The organism is Gelidibacter salicanalis (assembly GCF_007997285.1).
Taxonomy (GTDB): Bacteria; Bacteroidota; Bacteroidia; order Flavobacteriales; family Flavobacteriaceae; genus Gelidibacter; species Gelidibacter salicanalis.
In genome coordinates, this window is record NZ_VORX01000007.1 from 56,157 (window position 1) to 72,899 (window position 16,743).

At 37.1% G+C, this 16,743-nt stretch carries 12 protein-coding genes; 6 read left to right on the forward strand and 6 right to left on the reverse strand.

Features of this window, described 5'->3' with window-relative positions; genetic code table 11:
- Positions 1-74: 74 nt before the first annotated feature.
- The 3 genes from ES711_RS13490 to glgB form a co-directional block, all read right to left on the reverse strand.
- On the reverse strand, positions 75-893 hold the full coding sequence (locus ES711_RS13490) for a M48 family metallopeptidase (protein WP_146893927.1): 819 nt from the start codon (positions 891-893) through the stop codon (positions 75-77).
- Between the two features lie 100 nt (positions 894-993).
- Entirely contained in the window at positions 994-3,399 is a 2,406-nt protein-coding gene (locus tag ES711_RS13495) for a glycoside hydrolase family 31 protein (protein WP_146893830.1), read from the reverse strand.
- A 120-nt stretch (positions 3,400-3,519) separates the two neighbouring features.
- A complete protein-coding gene (glgB, locus tag ES711_RS13500; RefSeq protein WP_146893831.1) occupies positions 3,520-5,625 on the reverse strand; it encodes a 1,4-alpha-glucan branching protein GlgB in 2,106 nt (701 codons plus the stop codon).
- Positions 5,626-5,808: 183 nt separating this feature from the next.
- Here glgB and msrB point away from each other — a divergent pair, with 183 nt between their 5' ends.
- The 4 genes from msrB to ES711_RS13520 all read left to right on the forward strand — a co-directional run bounded on the left by msrB (position 5,809) and on the right by ES711_RS13520 (position 10,664).
- Complete coding sequence (gene msrB / locus ES711_RS13505) at positions 5,809-6,300, forward strand: peptide-methionine (R)-S-oxide reductase MsrB (RefSeq protein ID WP_146893832.1); 492 nt, start codon at positions 5,809-5,811, stop codon at positions 6,298-6,300.
- Positions 6,301-6,601: 301 nt separating this feature from the next.
- Positions 6,602-7,978 carry a dihydrolipoyl dehydrogenase gene (gene lpdA / locus ES711_RS13510; RefSeq protein ID WP_146893833.1) on the forward strand — a complete coding sequence of 459 codons (1,377 nt, stop codon included), beginning with the start codon at positions 6,602-6,604 and terminating at the stop codon, positions 7,976-7,978.
- 744 nt (positions 7,979-8,722) lie between these two features.
- The gene (locus tag ES711_RS16295) at positions 8,723-9,421 is read left to right on the forward strand and encodes a PAS domain-containing protein (RefSeq protein WP_211363078.1); all 699 of its coding nucleotides are present in this window, start codon (positions 8,723-8,725) and stop codon (positions 9,419-9,421) included.
- 40 nt (positions 9,422-9,461) lie between these two features.
- Positions 9,462-10,664, forward strand: coding sequence for a GAF domain-containing sensor histidine kinase (locus ES711_RS13520; protein ID WP_170245275.1), 1,203 nt, complete (start codon positions 9,462-9,464; stop codon positions 10,662-10,664).
- Between the two features lie 636 nt (positions 10,665-11,300).
- Here ES711_RS13520 and aroQ read toward each other — a convergent pair.
- Complete coding sequence (gene aroQ, locus ES711_RS13525; RefSeq protein ID WP_146893835.1) at positions 11,301-11,723, reverse strand: type II 3-dehydroquinate dehydratase; 423 nt, start codon at positions 11,721-11,723, stop codon at positions 11,301-11,303.
- 99 nt (positions 11,724-11,822) lie between these two features.
- The gene (locus ES711_RS13530) at positions 11,823-12,446 is read right to left on the reverse strand and encodes a porin family protein (protein WP_146893836.1); all 624 of its coding nucleotides are present in this window, start codon (positions 12,444-12,446) and stop codon (positions 11,823-11,825) included.
- A 413-nt stretch (positions 12,447-12,859) separates the two neighbouring features.
- Here ES711_RS13530 and xerA point away from each other — a divergent pair, with 413 nt between their 5' ends.
- A complete protein-coding gene (xerA, locus tag ES711_RS13535; protein WP_146893837.1) occupies positions 12,860-13,771 on the forward strand; it encodes a site-specific tyrosine recombinase/integron integrase in 912 nt (303 codons plus the stop codon).
- Positions 13,772-14,010: 239 nt separating this feature from the next.
- Complete coding sequence (locus tag ES711_RS13540) at positions 14,011-15,120, forward strand: sensor histidine kinase (protein ID WP_146893838.1); 1,110 nt, start codon at positions 14,011-14,013, stop codon at positions 15,118-15,120.
- A gap of 39 nt (positions 15,121-15,159) precedes the next feature.
- Here ES711_RS13540 and rny read toward each other — a convergent pair whose 3' ends face one another.
- Entirely contained in the window at positions 15,160-16,734 is a 1,575-nt protein-coding gene (gene rny / locus ES711_RS13545) for a ribonuclease Y (protein WP_146893839.1), read from the reverse strand.
- Between the last annotated feature and the right edge of the window lie 9 nt (positions 16,735-16,743).

The window sequence follows — 16,743 nt, forward strand, 5'->3', positions numbered from 1 at the left end:
ACAAAAAAAAGCTGCTTGCCAAATTTAGGGCAAACAGCTTTTAAAAATAGATATTTAATTTAAAAATTGACGACTTAATTCTTAAAGGTTGTGGTTCCAAATTTATTGGCCTCCAATTTTGCTTTAGGAACAAGAGACTCAATGTTCTTAATACGTGTTTCATTAGCAGGGTGAGTGCTTAAAAACTCCGGTGGAGCTTGTCCGCCACTTTGCGCATTCATACGTCTCCAAAGATTCGCTGCTTCTAAAGGCTCATATCCAGCAATAGCCATAAGGTATAATCCAATTTCATCGGCTTGAGATTCATGGCTTCTACTAAACGGTAACATTACCCCTAAGTTTGTACCAACCCCATAGGCCTGATTGAACAAACTTAATGTTTCAGGATCATTAATTACAACGTTCCCTGCCAAAGCTCCAACTTGTTGCAACATTCCTGCACTCATACGTTGTTGACCGTGATTAGCAAGGGCGTGAGATACTTCATGCCCCATAATGGCAGCTAAACCAGCCTCATTTTGGGCTACTGGTAATATGCCAGAATACACCACAATTTTACCACCTGGCATACACCACGCGTTCACCGTTTTATCGTCCACCAAATTGTATTCCCATTTGTAATCTTTCAAATACCCCTGAAATCCGTTGGCATCCAACCAACGCTCAGCAGCTACGGCAATCTTTTGGCCCACACGTCTTACCATGTCGGCATCTTTTGTGTTTTTGATCACTTTATTCTCGTTCAAGAACTGATCATACTGGGCAAATGCCGTTGGAAAAAGTTGCGAGTTTGGAACAAGTGCTAAAGTCTTTTGACCCGTAAAAGGATTTGTAGAACACGATAGGAATAGTGCTAATGCACCTATTGCTATAATTGAATTTTTATATTTCATTTTATTACGTCTTTGGTTATGAAGTCTAAAATACAAAAACCGTTCCCTAAGTGATGAACTCATTCAGAAATAGTTTTTGCTTAATTTAAAATTGTATTTTTTAGTGTCCGAAAATATGAATTTGTGAGAAATTTTTATCGATTATCATTGTGTTATCTCCATTCATTTTAACATCACTCAGAGCGATATCTTCATTGTCCACCTCTATTCTACTAACGGTAAATGGTAGTCCACGGAACTTTACTTTAAACCTTTGGTAGCCTGCATCAAATTTACCTTCTTTATGTTGTTGAATGATTAATTCGTCGGTTTTTCCAGTTAATTTAAAAGTTCTTAAACTGTAACGTCCTTTTGTGTAATCGTATCCATCATGGGCGTCGTCAAATAACGTTGAAGTTTCTTTTCCGTTTTTATAATACACGTCGAGAGTAACTTCTACAATTTCTAATTCGCCAACATATTGTTGTACAGGATACAGAGGAATAATCGCTCCGGCTTTAACAAAGATAGGAATGGTTTCAATATCAGCATCTACCCACATTTCCTTTCCGCCTGACACCTGTTGATCAGTCCACATATTAAACCATTCGCCTCGCGGAATAAACATGCGTCGGCCTCGTGCGTTAGGTTCTAAAATTGGACAAACTAAAATATGATCGCCAAAAACAAATTCGTCAGATCGGTAATGCGTATGCACGTCTTCCTGATCAAATATGACCAACGACTTTAACATTGGGATGCCCTCCTCTACATATTTCCAAAACGTGGTATATAGATAAGGTAACAATTTGTAGCGCAGTTCTATGTATTTACGCACAATATTTGTCACATCCTCATCAAATGCCCAAGGCTCTTGATTACCGTGATCTCCTGAAGAATGGACTCTAAAGAACGGATGGAAAATACCTAATTGAATCCAACGCGTAAACAATTCGCCTTGTGGCTGTTCTGCAAAGCCTCCAATATCACTTCCGGCAAAAGAAAATCCTGACATTGCCAAACGTTGCGCCTGAATATTGGCAATCCATAAATGCTCCCAAGTGGCCACGTTATCTCCCGTCCAAGTGGAGGTGTACCGTTGCGTCCCAGAATAGGCCGCACGGGTAATCACAAAGGGACGTTTTGGATAGGCAAATTTCTTAACTCCTTGATAGGTCGCCCTGGCCATTTGCATCCCGTAAACATTATGTGCTTTTCTATGGCTACAGCGATTGCCGTCGTATTCGTGACGCACATCATCAGGAAAGGTTTTATTAGGCACCTCCATTACTGCAGGTTCGTTCATATCATTCCACACCCCTTTTACGCCAATATCTTCAATCAATTCTCTGTATAAATCTGACCACCAATCACGCACTTCTTTATTGGTGAAATCTGGGAAATAACACTCGCCCGGCCACACTTTACCTTTCATGTACGGACCGTCGGCACGTTTACAGAAGTAATCCTTTTCTAAAGCTTCGGTAAACACGGAGTAGTCTTTATCGATTTTAATTCCTGGATCGATAATTACAACAGTTTTAAAGCCGTCGTCCAACAATTCCTTAACCATTCGTTTGGGATCAGGAAAATGAGTCTTATCCCAAGTGAAACACCTGAAACCATCCATATAATCAATATCCAAATAAATGGCGTCACAAGGTATTTTTAGTTCTCTAAATTTTGAAGTGATTTCCTTGACCTTCGATTCTGGATAGTAACTCCATTTACATTGGTGAAAGCCTAGCGCCCATAAAGGTGGTAATTGCTGTGGTTTTCCGGTCAGATCCGTATAATTAGCTACAACGTCTTCCATTTTTGGACCGTAGATGAAATAGTAATTCATTTCACCCCCTTGTGCCCAAAAACTCGTCACGTTGCGTCTCTCCTGACAAAAGTCAAAATAAGATCTGAAACTGTTGTCAAAGAAAATTCCGTAGGCCTTTTTATTATGTAGACCCGTATAAAACGGGATCGCCTTATAAATAGGATCAGTCCCTTTGCCGTACGCATAGCTGTCTGTCACCCAGTTTTCAAAGCGTTTGCCTTTTAAATTAAGTTCCACTGGCTTATCCCCTAATCCGAAAAAACTTTCCCCATCATGAGAAGTCTTACTCATTTTAACAATGTTGCCACCGTACTCATAACTTTCTTCCCAATGAAACCCCAGTTCATCTTCATTAATCAGTTTATGGTCTTTGGCATCAAAAATATAAACTTTGAGATTGTCTTTTTTGATATGGCAAATCAACTTTGAAGTCGTTATTTTGTAGGATTCAGCCTCCTCCTCTATTTCCAATTTGTTGTAACCCTTACTAGCATGTTTTGTAATGGCATAAGAAAAATCCTTTTCAAAAGTTCCCGTTGTAGTATACCTGAATCTGATGACACTGTCCCTTAAGATAGTCAATGCCAATACGACGTCATTATCTGTCGTAAAATAAAAGGTATCAACGTCTTTTTTATAAGATATTATTTTTGATGGGAACAAATTCCCTTTGTTTTCTAACTCGGTATTTACAATCATAGTTTTATAATATAATGCACAAAAAAACGCATAAGTTTCATAAAATAAAATTTTAGTTAAGAGCAATTATTAACTATCGCGTTTGTTTTTATCTAAAAAATGATGAAAATGAAATGCTCTTTAGGTCTTTTTTATTGAACTATTGGAAGTCGCTTTATTTTTTAACACTGTTGCTGATGATGTAGTCGATTTACGTGCAAGACCCGCCTTTTTAGAAGCGGTAGAAGCTTTCCTTTGTGACATTGGCTTAATAGCGCTTTCAGAAGACGAAACTTTCACTTCAGAAGCTTTCTTTAAAACTACTGAGGTTTTCGTGTTCTTGGCGTATTTAAAAGCCACCATCCCCAATGGTGGAATAGTTATTTGGGCGGAAAAATCGCGACCATGCATGGCTATCTTTTTAGTGCTAATGCTAGTGTTCTTAAAGTCGCCCGTCCCATTATAAACTTTGGCATCGCTGTTAAAAATTTCGTTGAGCTTGCCTTTTGACGGAACTCCAATTCCGTAATCGACCATAGGTGTTGGGGTCATATTACAAGCAATAATTACTTGATCTTTAGGATCGTTCCCATTCCGAATGTAAACCAGCACTGAATTTTTATGATCATCATAAGCAATCCACTCAAAGCCATCACCGGAAAATTGTTTTTCGTACAGTGCAGGCTCTGATTGGTATAATCCATTTAAATCCGTAATTAAGTGCTGAATGCCTTGATGGTATTCAGAATCTAACACATGCCAATCCAACCCTTGGCTAAAATTCCATTCGTTTTGCTGACCAAATTCACAGCCCATAAACAATAATTTTCCACCTGGATGGGTAAACATATAACTGTACAACAACCTTAAATTCGCAAAACGCTGCCACTCATCGCCAGGCATCCGTCCTAAAATGGATTTTTTACCGTACACAACTTCATCGTGGCTTAACGGCAACATAAAGTTTTCTGAAAAGACATAGGTCATTGAAAAAGTCAAATCATTTTGATGGTACTGACGGTATATTGGAGGTTTACTGAAATAATCGAGCGTATCGTGCATCCAGCCCATCATCCACTTCATTCCAAAACCAAGTCCCCCAGAAAAAGTAGGCCGAGACACCATTGGAAATGCGGTGGACTCCTCCGCAATATTCTGAACGTCTGGATAGTTGGCGTACACCGCCTCATTCATTTCCTTGATAAAAGCTACGGCGTCTAAATTCTCTCGTCCACCGTGAATGTTCGGTTCCCATTCGCCATCTTTTCTTGAATAGTCTAAAAATAACATCGACGCTACAGCATCCACCCGCAAACCATCCGCATGGTATTGATCTAACCAAAATAAGGCATTACTAATTAAAAACGATTTCACTTCGTTACGCCCGTAATTAAAAATCAAACTTTTCCAATCGTGGTGGTAACCTTTGCGTCTATCTGGATGCTCATATAAACAGGAACCGTCAAAATATCCCAATCCGTGGGCATCTTCAGGAAAATGCGAAGGCACCCAATCCAGCAACACGCCAATATCATTTTTATGAAGCGTATCTACTAAATATTTAAATTCCTCAGGATATCCAAAGCGCGAAGTGGGGGCGAAATAACCGGTGATTTGATAGCCCCAACTCGGATCGTACGGGAACTCCATGATGGGCATCAACTCTACATGGGTGAAGTTCATTTTTTTGACGTAAGCTACAAGATCTTCTGCCAACTCAACATACGAAAGAAATCGGTCTTCCGTTGCATGCCGTTTCCAAGAGCCTAAATGCACCTCATAAACTGAATGTGGTGCATCTAAAGCATTGTTTTGCTTGCGTTTTGCCATCCAATTCTTGTCCTTCCAAGCGTAGGCATCTTCCCAGACGATGGACGCTGTTTTTGGCGGATGTTCAGCCCGACGCGCATAAGGATCAGCTTTCTCAGTTTTGATGTCGTTATGGTGGCTGGTAATTTTATATTTATAGATATGACCTTGCGTGACCTGCGGAATAAAACCTTCCCAAACGCCACTTTTATCCCAACGCACATTTAAAACGTTTTTAGTGTCATTCCAGCCATTAAAATCGCCAACTACAGAAACATTTTTTGCGCTTGGTGCCCACACCGCAAAATAAGTGCCTTTAACACCATCATGTTCCATAAGGTGAGAACCAAACTTTTCATAAAGCCTGTAGTGTTTTCCTGCTAAAAACAGATTGATATCAAAATCGGTAAACCGACTACAAGGCGTAACTTCTGCCATATTCAAAAGGATAAAAAGATTAAAGAGTGTTAAGATATGATAAAATAAAAACCTAAAGTAGTAAAATTACGTACAAATACTAGGTGAACGTGTTTTATAATCCTTGTGATTTTCTTAACGCTTCATCTAGAAAGGAAAAAGATGTACTTTCGACTTACTCTTAAATCTAATCTCTCAATTAATATGAAATCACTCTCTTTAATAGTATTGCTCAGTATGGTTTTCAGTTGTAACACATCTGCACAAAAGAAAGATGATCAACTCCAAAATAAAACCGCTTTTAAAGTCACTAAAACGGACGCCGAATGGAAAGCACAGTTGACGGATGACCAGTATCAAGTGTTGCGAAAGGCTGCGACGGAACGCCCCTTTTCAAGTCCATTAAATAACAACCATTCAAAAGGAACCTATGTGTGTGCAGCCTGTAAAACGCCTTTGTATAAAAGTGAACACAAATTTGATTCGGGTACCGGATGGCCAAGTTTTGACCGTGTGATAGAAGGCAATGTTGCTTTTTCTACGGATACAACAATTGGCTATATGCGCAATGAAGAGCATTGTGCAACATGTGGCGGCCACTTAGGTCATGTATTTGATGACGGCCCTAGAGCTACCACCGGAAAGCGTCATTGTATCAATGGAGATGCTTTAGAATTTGTGCCTGCTAAATCATAGCATGGAGTATTTAAGAAATTTATACCTCAATTGGAATTCATTCCATTGAGGTTTTTTTATGCTTTTTATGATCTCTAATTTAGAAGCTCATTTAACGCCCGCGTATTCATGTAGAAAGATATACCATCTTTGTTCTTCCGCAATGCTTGTTCAAAATTCAGTATTTTGGTTGTTCTCCTCCTCACAAATAAGAAATACCAACAGGTCTTAATAACTATTGGCATTTTAGGAATTGGTAATTTGCAATTTGAAATTTACTTTTTGTAACTTCGTAGCTTCTAATCACGAATAAAAAATACTCATGAGTAAATACGATATCATTGTTCTTGGAAGTGGTCCTGGTGGCTACGTAACTGCTATTAGAGCATCACAATTAGGATTTAAAACTGCTGTTATTGAAAAAGAAAGTCTTGGTGGCGTTTGTTTAAACTGGGGGTGTATCCCAACAAAAGCCTTGTTAAAATCAGCACAAGTTTTCGAATATCTTAAACACGCTGAAGATTATGGGCTTTCTGTAAAAGAAGCTGACAAAGATTTTGGTGCGGTTGTACAACGCAGTCGTGGTGTTGCTGAAGGCATGAGCAAAGGCGTGCAATTTTTGATGAAGAAAAATAAAATTGACGTCATTGAAGGTTTTGGAACCCTAAAAACCGGTAAAAAAGTTGAAGTAGATGGTAAAGAATACAGTGCAGACCATATCATCATTGCTACTGGCGCTCGGTCTAGAGAATTGCCAAGTTTAAAACAGGACGGTAAAAAAGTGATCGGTTATAGAGAAGCGATGACTTTAAAAGAGCAGCCTAAAAAGATGATTGTTGTAGGTTCAGGCGCTATTGGCGTTGAATTTGCCTATTTCTATAATTCAATGGGTACGGATGTAACTATTGTTGAGTTTTTACCAAACGTTGTTCCCGTTGAAGATGAAGACGTTTCTAAGCAATTGGAAAAATCATTCAAGAAAAGTGGTATTAAAATCATGACCTCTTCTGAAGTGACTAAAGTTGATACTTCTGGAGATGGTGTTATTGCCACAATAAAAACTGCCAAAGGTGAAGAAACCCTTGAAGCAGATATCATTCTTTCCGCTGTTGGAATCAAATCTAACATCGAAAATATTGGATTGGAAGATGTGGGCATCGCGGTAGACAGAGATAAAATTTTGGTGAATAATTATTACCAAACCAATATTCCTGGCTATTACGCCATTGGAGATGTTACTCCTGGTCAAGCATTAGCGCACGTCGCATCCGCTGAAGGCATTTTATGTGTCGAAAAGATTGCAGGTCAAAATGTAGAAGCGTTAGATTATGGTAACATTCCGGGATGTACTTATGCCTCTCCAGAAATTGCCAGCGTTGGCATGACTGAAAAACAAGCCAAAGAAAAAGGATACGATATTAAGGTTGGCAAATTTCCATTCTCGGCTTCAGGTAAAGCAAGTGCTTCTGGTGCAAAAGATGGTTTTGTAAAAGTAATCTTTGATGCCAAATACGGCGAATGGTTAGGCTGCCACATGATTGGTGCAGGCGTAACGGACATGATTGCAGAAGCGGTCTTAGGACGTAAATTGGAAACAACAGGTCACGAAGTGTTAAAAACTGTACACCCGCACCCAACGATGAGCGAAGCCGTTATGGAAGCGGTTGCTGCTGCTTATGATGAAGTGATTCATTTATAAAATTGGTAATTATTCCTTACTGATCTAAGATTGAATATAGATTTATAAATTTACGTAAAAGCGATTCAAAAATTTTGAATCGCTTTTCTTATTGAAACTATATGTTTAAAGCATTGTTCTTCGCGAAAAAATAGCAAATATAAATTCACTTCTTAAATACAACGTAAATTTAAGCTGCGCTACCTAAAACAGGATGGATTAAAGTAGTTATTGTCTATTAAAACTTATTTGCAACAGCCGGATTCAATGTTTTAATAGGCTTTTAAAAAACACGATTCAGAACCCACACAATACAGTTGACCAAAAGGCCCATTGATCAAGTCAGCTTTTTGTTCTTTTTTAAAGTGTGTATCTCTTAGTGAAATATCAGAGCTTTGGCTCAATTTGATCTGCATAGCAGAAAAGAGGGTTTTGGTCTTAAGGACATTTGTAATATCTAATTCTGATGAAATTTATAGAAAATTCCTAAAAATGGTTCGACAATTGACAGTGCAGAAAAGAAACACTGATTATTTAATTGGTAGCTTATTTTTAAAGAGCGACTATTTAAAAAAATACTAATCTTAAATTAGTAGTAAATAAAATATAATTAAATAATTCTTGCTTTTATTAAACCTTAATGATTAATAATTAAAAGTGTGACCTAAGTACTTCATCCACATTTCATTACTTTTAGTTTCCTTAATGATCATTTACCATTGCAAGGATGTTATAACCTATCATAATTAAATTAATATCTTGAATATGTACTTAAAGAAAGAACTCTATAATCTAATAAAAACTGATGAAAGTATTTTTGATTTTATACAGGAAAGTGCGTTAGATGGTTTATGGTATTGGGATTTGGAAAATCCGGAGAACGAATGGATGAATGCCAGATTTTGGACGGCTTTAGGTTATGATCCCAATGGGATGCCACATAAAACCAGTGCGTGGCAGGACATTATAAACCAAGATGATTTAAAGCTTACCACAGAAATTCTCACCCGACACTTCGAGGATCCAAACCACCCTTATGAACAGATTGTAAGATATACCCATAAAAACGGTTCTACCGTATGGATACGTTGCCGTGGAATGGCAGTTCGCAATAAAGATGGAAAACCTATCAGAATGTTGGGTGCCCATCACGATATATCTGATATAAAGAATAAAGAGGAAGAGTTAATAATAGCCAAAGAAGAAGCTATAGATAATGCAAAAAAATTTCGTGAGATTACTGAAAATATAAGCGAAGTTTTCTGGCTCAGTAGTGCTGATTATACAAAGATGATTTATGTAAACCCAGCCTATGAGAAAGTTTGGGGCCGCAGCTGCCAGAGCTTGTACGATAACCCTGAGTCTTTTTTTGATTCCGTATATCAAGAGGATAAAGACCGTTCCTGTAAAAAACGCCAAAGGAAAGATTGTACGCAACGTAGGTACTGCATTGAATATAAGTAATGTTAAAAATTTTCAACACACCCTTACCTTGCTCGCCAATATGGCCAAATTATTTATCAATATACCCCTTAATCATATTTCAGAAGAAATTGAAAAGACTTTGGAGACTATGGGTAATTTCGTTGATGCCGACCGAGTTTATATTTTTGATTATGACTGGGAAAAACAGATTTGCAGAAATACCTATGAGTGGTGTAATGAAGGTATTACTCCTGAAATAAAACAGCTGCAGGCCGTATCCATTGATGACATTCCATGGTGGGTAGATGCCCATAAAAAAGGTAATAAACTAGCTATTTCTGATGTTAATGCCTTAAAACCAGACGATGGTGTAAAAAAGATCCTTGAGCCTCAAGGTGTAAAAAGCTTATTTACTTTGCCCCTCATGCAATCTGGCAAATGTATAGGTTTCATAGGTTTCGATAGTGTTAGGAACTTTCATCGATACTCCAAAAGAGAAGAAGTGATTCTTACTTTTTTTTCTGAACTAATGGTAAATATTCAAAACCGGAAAGCTCAGGAAAATTTATTGGTACTTGAGAAGGAAAAGGCAGAACAATCCGATAAAATAAAAACTGCTTTCATAAACACTATTTCCCATGAAATACGAACCCCATTAAATGGCATTTTGGGTATTGGGCAAATGCTTGCTGAGACCGATTTTTCTTCTGAGGAACGAGCTGAATTGTTTAACGGTCTATCCACTTCAAGTAACCGCCTCATGAACACTATTACGGATTATATGGACATGTCCATGATTTTTTCAGATGCTGTGAAAGTGGATAAAATGGAATTCCTGTTAAAACCTTGGTTTGAGTATATAACTAAAAAAGCAAAGGATTTGTTTTCAGAAAAGAACATTCACTTTGATGTTTTATTTCCAGCAGATCATAATGCTCTGAAAGTGACTTCAGACCCTATGTTGTTGGAAAAAATACTATATAAGCTTTTGGATAATGCTATTAAATTCACAAATGAAGGAAGCGTAACTTGCACCTATAAAGTAACATCTAAACATATTGAGTTTTTAGTACAGGATACTGGCAAAGGTGTTGCAACCAATAAACTAAAATTGATTTTTGAAATGTTTTCTCAGGAAGATTCATCCATGACTCGTGGTCACGAAGGAAGTGGCTTGGGACTAAAAATTGCCAAAGAGTTGGTTGTACTATTGGGAGGTGAAATAAATGTTGTTTCCAAAATTGGAAAAGGTTCCATTTTTACATTCACTATTCCATTATAATTGTTTTAAAATAGCATTTCTAATAATAACCCACTACAACAATATGAACTAAGACGCCTTAAGATTTTGAATCTGATTTATAGCGCCAACCTGACCGCGAATCATGTTAGTAATACTTGATGAGGCAATAAGTTTATAACTACATCTGAAGTCTTATGCTAAGCCCAAAAACAGACCGTTTGGCTCCAATTCATTTAAACCTTAGGCATATTTGACGTGCACATCTAAAGCATTCGTAATATTATAATGTGAACTGATATCCGCACCAAATTTTAATTTGATGCTATAAAAATCAAAAAAATAAGTCAGACTTGGTCCTGCCAATAGGTGAAGTTTTTTAGCAACTTGGTCTTAAGCATAAATGAGCACATTCAAAAAGTTGAAATCCACAACAAATATGTTCAATGCTTCAAGCTAAATGGACAGAAAATTATCAATATAGGAAATTGTACAAAGGCAGCGCTATAAAATCCTCCTTTCAGTCTTGGAATAGGACCTGTAATTTGGCTGAATAATAATTAAAAATATCAAATTCCATCCGGCTTTCATTCAATATCTTGTCTCGTAATTTTGAGCCTTTAAATTATTACAAGTGTCACAAAAGCACAACTAAAACTAATCTAAAATATTTTATCCCTATTTGTTTAAAAAACTTTGTATGGCCAATTCATAACTTTGTAACCCAAACCCAAGAATCACGCCTTTGGCATTGGGAGCGATATACGAATGATGCCTGAATTCCTCTCGAGCAAAAGTATTGGAGATATGGACTTCTATCACCGGAGTAGTAATGGCTTTAACCGCATCGCCAATGCCCACTGAAGTATGAGTGTAGGCGGCTGCATTTAAAATAATCCCATCATAAGTAAATCCAACTTCTTGAATTTTAGAAATCAATTCGCCTTCAATGTTCGATTGAAAATGAAAAATTTCCACAGTAGGATACTTTTCTGCTATCGTATCTAAAAACTCGTGTAGAGATAGACTTCCATAAACATCAGGTTCTCTGGTGCCCAATAAATTTAAATTGGGACCATTAATGATCATTAATTTTTTCATAAGTTAAAAGTATTAAAAAATAGGGAGAATAGCGTACAAAAAAAGGAAGCCAATGGCTTCCTTTTATAAGATTTATGATGTGCAATGCAAGCTAATGGATTAGAATGAAAAGCCTACACCAAATTGCCATACTGAATTTTTAGCGTCAATATTTGTCAAATTTGCAATTGCAGAATCGTCCTTGTAAATATTGTTTAATCCAAAATTGTATCTCGCCGATAAAGAGAATCCGTTGTTAAATTTGTATCCCGTTCCTAAAGCTAAGTTGGTATCAAAACCTCTTAATTGAGAATCATCAGGATCGATTGTAGTCTCGCCACCATCAGAATTAGGCTTGTAATCAATCTCTTCTTTAACTTTAAAGCCAAATTGTGGTCCTGCCTCTGCATACAATCCTTTAACTAAATATAATTTAGCCATTAATGGGACCTGAATATAATCTACCTTATGCTCTATTTCAGCGTTTCCTATTGAACTTGCAAATCCTTGACCTGAATACAACACTTCTGGCTGAACTGAAAAGCGCTCGCTAATTGGGATTTCCATAAATAATCCTAAATGAAAGCTTGATAATTGGTCAGAATCCCCAAAATCATCACTGGTAATATTGGATAGGTTATAACCACCTTTTACACCAAACTGAGATGAAATAACATCTGATTGTGCAAAAATTGAAGTGACACTAAAAAGTCCCACCGTCGCTGCTAAAAATAAATTTTTCATAGGTTTTGTTTTAAAAATTGTTTGACAAAGATAAGTAGGTAAAGACTTACCACATTTTAGATTAACACAGTTTAACTGAAATTTGAGTTTTTTAACAATTATTATGAATTAGGTCGTTTAAGCCCCGTATACCCTGACTTAAGCTAATTTTGATGATGTTAATAAGGCAAGATGCTGACTGTAAAAATCTTACAGATTTCGACTATTCTTCAAATGTAATCATTTAAGAATTCCATGTTTGATACTTTTTTAGTTGGAAATTTTTACAATCCGCATGAGTCGTAAATGACTCTTGAATAAATTCGTTATTCGAGTTAAATTGGCGTTTATTAAACGCACATATTGCGTTATTGTGGGACAAATAGTTTATTATTGTCTATCACTTTTTAGACACCAAATTTTTCTAGTATCCAATGAAATGGATTGATGCCCTAAATGATTTTCAATCGTATCTTAAAATTGAGCGCGGATTATCGGCCAACTCGGTTGCTAATTACACTTATGATATTAAGAAATTAATTCTATTTTTAGAAAATCATAGCATCCAAGCTTCACCAATCACCATAAAACACACCACGCTTCAAGAATTTATTTATGAGGTTTCCAAAACGCTCAACGCAAGATCGCAGGCGCGAATTATTTCAGGGTTAAGAAGCTTTTTTGGATATTTGATTTTTGAAGATTATATAAAAATCAATCCTCTAGATCATATAGAATCACCAAAAACGGGTCGAAAACTTCCTGATACATTGAGTTTAGAGGATATTAATAATTTAATTTCAGCCATAGACTTAACCAAGGAATACAACGGTGTACGTATTGGTGAGCGCGATCGCACAATTCTGGAAACTTTATACAGTTGTGGCTTACGTGTAAGTGAGTTGACCGCACTGAAAATTTCCGATTTATTTTTTGATGAAGGTTTTATTAAGGTGAACGGAAAGGGAGATAAACAACGCTTTGTTCCGATTGGACCATCAACCCAAAACTATATTACGCTCTACAAAGATGAAGTCCGCACCGCCATCAATGTCAAAAAAGAATTTCAGGACACTTTATTTTTAAACCACCAAGGCCGCCAACTCTCCCGAGCCATGGTTTTTACCATAGTAAAACGACTCGCCCAGCACATCGAACTGAACAAAACCATCTCTCCGCATACCTTCAGACATTCTTTTGCCACGCATCTATTGGCCAATGGCGCTGATTTAAGGGCTATACAATTAATGCTCGGACATGAAAGCATCACAACCACTGAAATTTATATGCATGTGGATAGAAGTCATTTGAAAGAAGTGCTTTTAAAATATCATCCCAGAAAATAATTGAGCTGTTTTAAAGTCTGTAGCTAATTTCCAGATTTCGAAATATAGATAATAGCTACGCGCTTGCGTCCATAAAGTCAAATTTTTAGTTCAAAACAAATTAAATTTTCTGTTCCGTCATATATTTCTTAACTTACTCTTAATTCCCCTATAATAAGATGATTAGATTTTTTTCGGAATAAGTAATTTCTCCCCATAAATTACTTGAAAAAATGATTTCAAATCCTAACTAAAACGCTATGACCCACGCTGCCTCTGAGGATCACCATAAATGGCAATTGGCATTGGAGTTCTCAGGTATTGGGGTCTGGGAATTTGACGCGATTGCCAATCAAATACATTTTTCTTCAGGTTCCAAAAATATAATCGGAGTTACGGATCCCAAATTTGGATCACATAGGGATGCATGGAATGACCGTGTGCATCCAGACGATCGCGAGCGCTATTTAAGCGACTTTCAGAATCATTTAAGAGGATTGGTCCCAATGTATGAAAACGAACACCGTGTGCGTTGTGAAGATGGCTCCTACAAATGGATTCGCGATAGAGGGAAAATTGTAGAATGGGACAGTCACAACAATCCTAAGCGCATTATAGGAACCCACACGGACATCACCAAACATAAGCTCAATGAAAATATCATTCACGAATCATTAGTATTAACTACAGCGCACAATAACAAATTGATGAATTTCGCCCATATTGTTACGCATAATTTAAAACAACACACAGCTAATTTTGAAAGTTTAATGGATTTTTATGAAGATGCGAGCACTGCTATGGAGAAAAAGGAAATTATTATACATCTGCGTTCATTATCGACCTCTCTCTCAAAAACCATTTCAAACCTTCACGATGTGGTGAATGTTCAGAACAGCAAAACAATGAAAACGACTAAAATTTACGTTTCAGATGCCATAGATCATATTTTGAAACTGCTGGCAATTGTAATTACGGAAAATAATGCAACCATCCATAATAACATCCCAAAAAAACTATTCCTGTATTACAACTATTCCTATTTTGAAAGTATCATCCAGAATTTATTGTCGAACGCTATTAAGTATAAGCACCCAGAACGCGATCCTATAATCTCCATCGACTTTATGTATGACTTAAATAAATTTGAACTTTCTATTTCTGATAACGGAATTGGTATTGATTTAGAAAAGTATAGCAACGATATTTTCGGATTGTACAAAACCTTTCATAACAATGAAAATGCTGAAGGAGTTGGATTATATTTGATTAAAAATCAAATTGAAAGTTATGGTGGAACTATAACAGTGGCCAGTGAAGTGAATGTTGGAACCACTTTTACCATTACCGGTAAAAACAGAAAAGTCTAGCACAGGGCCAGACTTTCTTATAAAACTTTAGTTTAATTTCTATTTTGCAATGTTTACTGCGCGCGTTTCTCGTATCACAGTAACCTTTACCTGACCTGGGTAAGTCATGTCAGTCTGTATTTTTTGTGAGATCTCGAAGGATAGATTTGCTGCCTGCTCATCAGAGACACGCTCACTTTCTACCATTACTCTTAACTCACGTCCTGCCTGAATAGCATAAGCTTTATTGACGCCATTAAACCCAAAGGCTACATCTTCCAAATCTTTCAGTCGTTGGATATAAGAATCTAACACTTGACGTCTTGCGCCTGGTCGAGCTCCTGAAATAGCGTCACATACCTGAACGATAGGCGCTAGCAAGGTGGTCATTTCAATCTCATCGTGATGGGCACCTATAGCATTGCACACTTCAGGTTTTTCACCGTATTTCTCAGCCCATTGCATTCCTAAAATAGCGTGAGGTGTTTCCATGTCCGCTTCAGAATCTGGTACTTTTCCAATATCATGAAGTAAACCGGCACGTTTGGCAATTTTCGGATTCAAGCCTAATTCTGCCGCCATCACCCCACAGAGTTTTGCAACTTCACGTGAATGTTGTAATAAGTTTTGACCATAAGAAGAACGGTATTTCATACGCCCGACCAACTTAATTAATTCTGGATGCAATCCGTGAATTCCTAAGTCGATCACTGTACGTTTTCCAACTTCAATGATTTCTTGCTCGATTTGTTTCTGCGTTTTCTGAACGACTTCTTCAATTTTGGCCGGGTGGATACGTCCATCAGTGACCAATTTATGAAGCGATAAACGGGCAACTTCACGTCTCACGGAGTCAAAACAGGATAATATGATCGCTTCTGGAGTATCATCCACAATAATCTCTACGCCGGTGGCAGCTTCAATGGCGCGAATGTTTCTACCTTCTCTACCGATAATACGGCCTTTAACATCGTCAGACTCTATGTTGAATACTGACACACAGTTATCAATAGCTTCTTCCGTACCAATACGCTGAATTGTATTAATGATAATTTTCTTTGCGTCTTGCTGGGCCGTTAGCTTCGCTTCTTCCAAAGTGTCCTGAATGTAGGCCATAGCATCAGCCTTAGCTTCATTTTTGAGCGACTCCACAAGTTGTGATTTAGCTTCTTCAGCAGACAATCCTGAAATGACTTCAAGCTGCTTAACTTGACTCTTATGTGCTTTATCAACTTCCTCCTTCTTCTTTTCTAAAAACTCAAGACGAAAGTCATAATCTTTGATTTTCTCTTCTATTTCTTGGGAAAGCTTTTTGTTTTTGGCTAATTCATTAGACACTTGAGACTCTTTATCACGGGTGCGCTTTTCAACTTCTGCTATTTTTTTATCACGGGAAAGAATAATCTTCTCGTGTTCAGATTTTAATTCAATAAATTTTTCCTTTGCTTGTAAAAGTTTGTCTTTTTTTATCGATTCGCCTTCAGAATTAGCTTGTTTTATGATCGAATTAGATTCGTCCTGTGCGTTTTTAATCAGCTTAGAAGCATTATTCTTTTCAAGTGTTTTTGCAATAATAAAGCCGAGTATGATGCCCAGTATTGCCCCTCCAACAATTAATAAAATTGTATTTTCCATGTTTAGTTT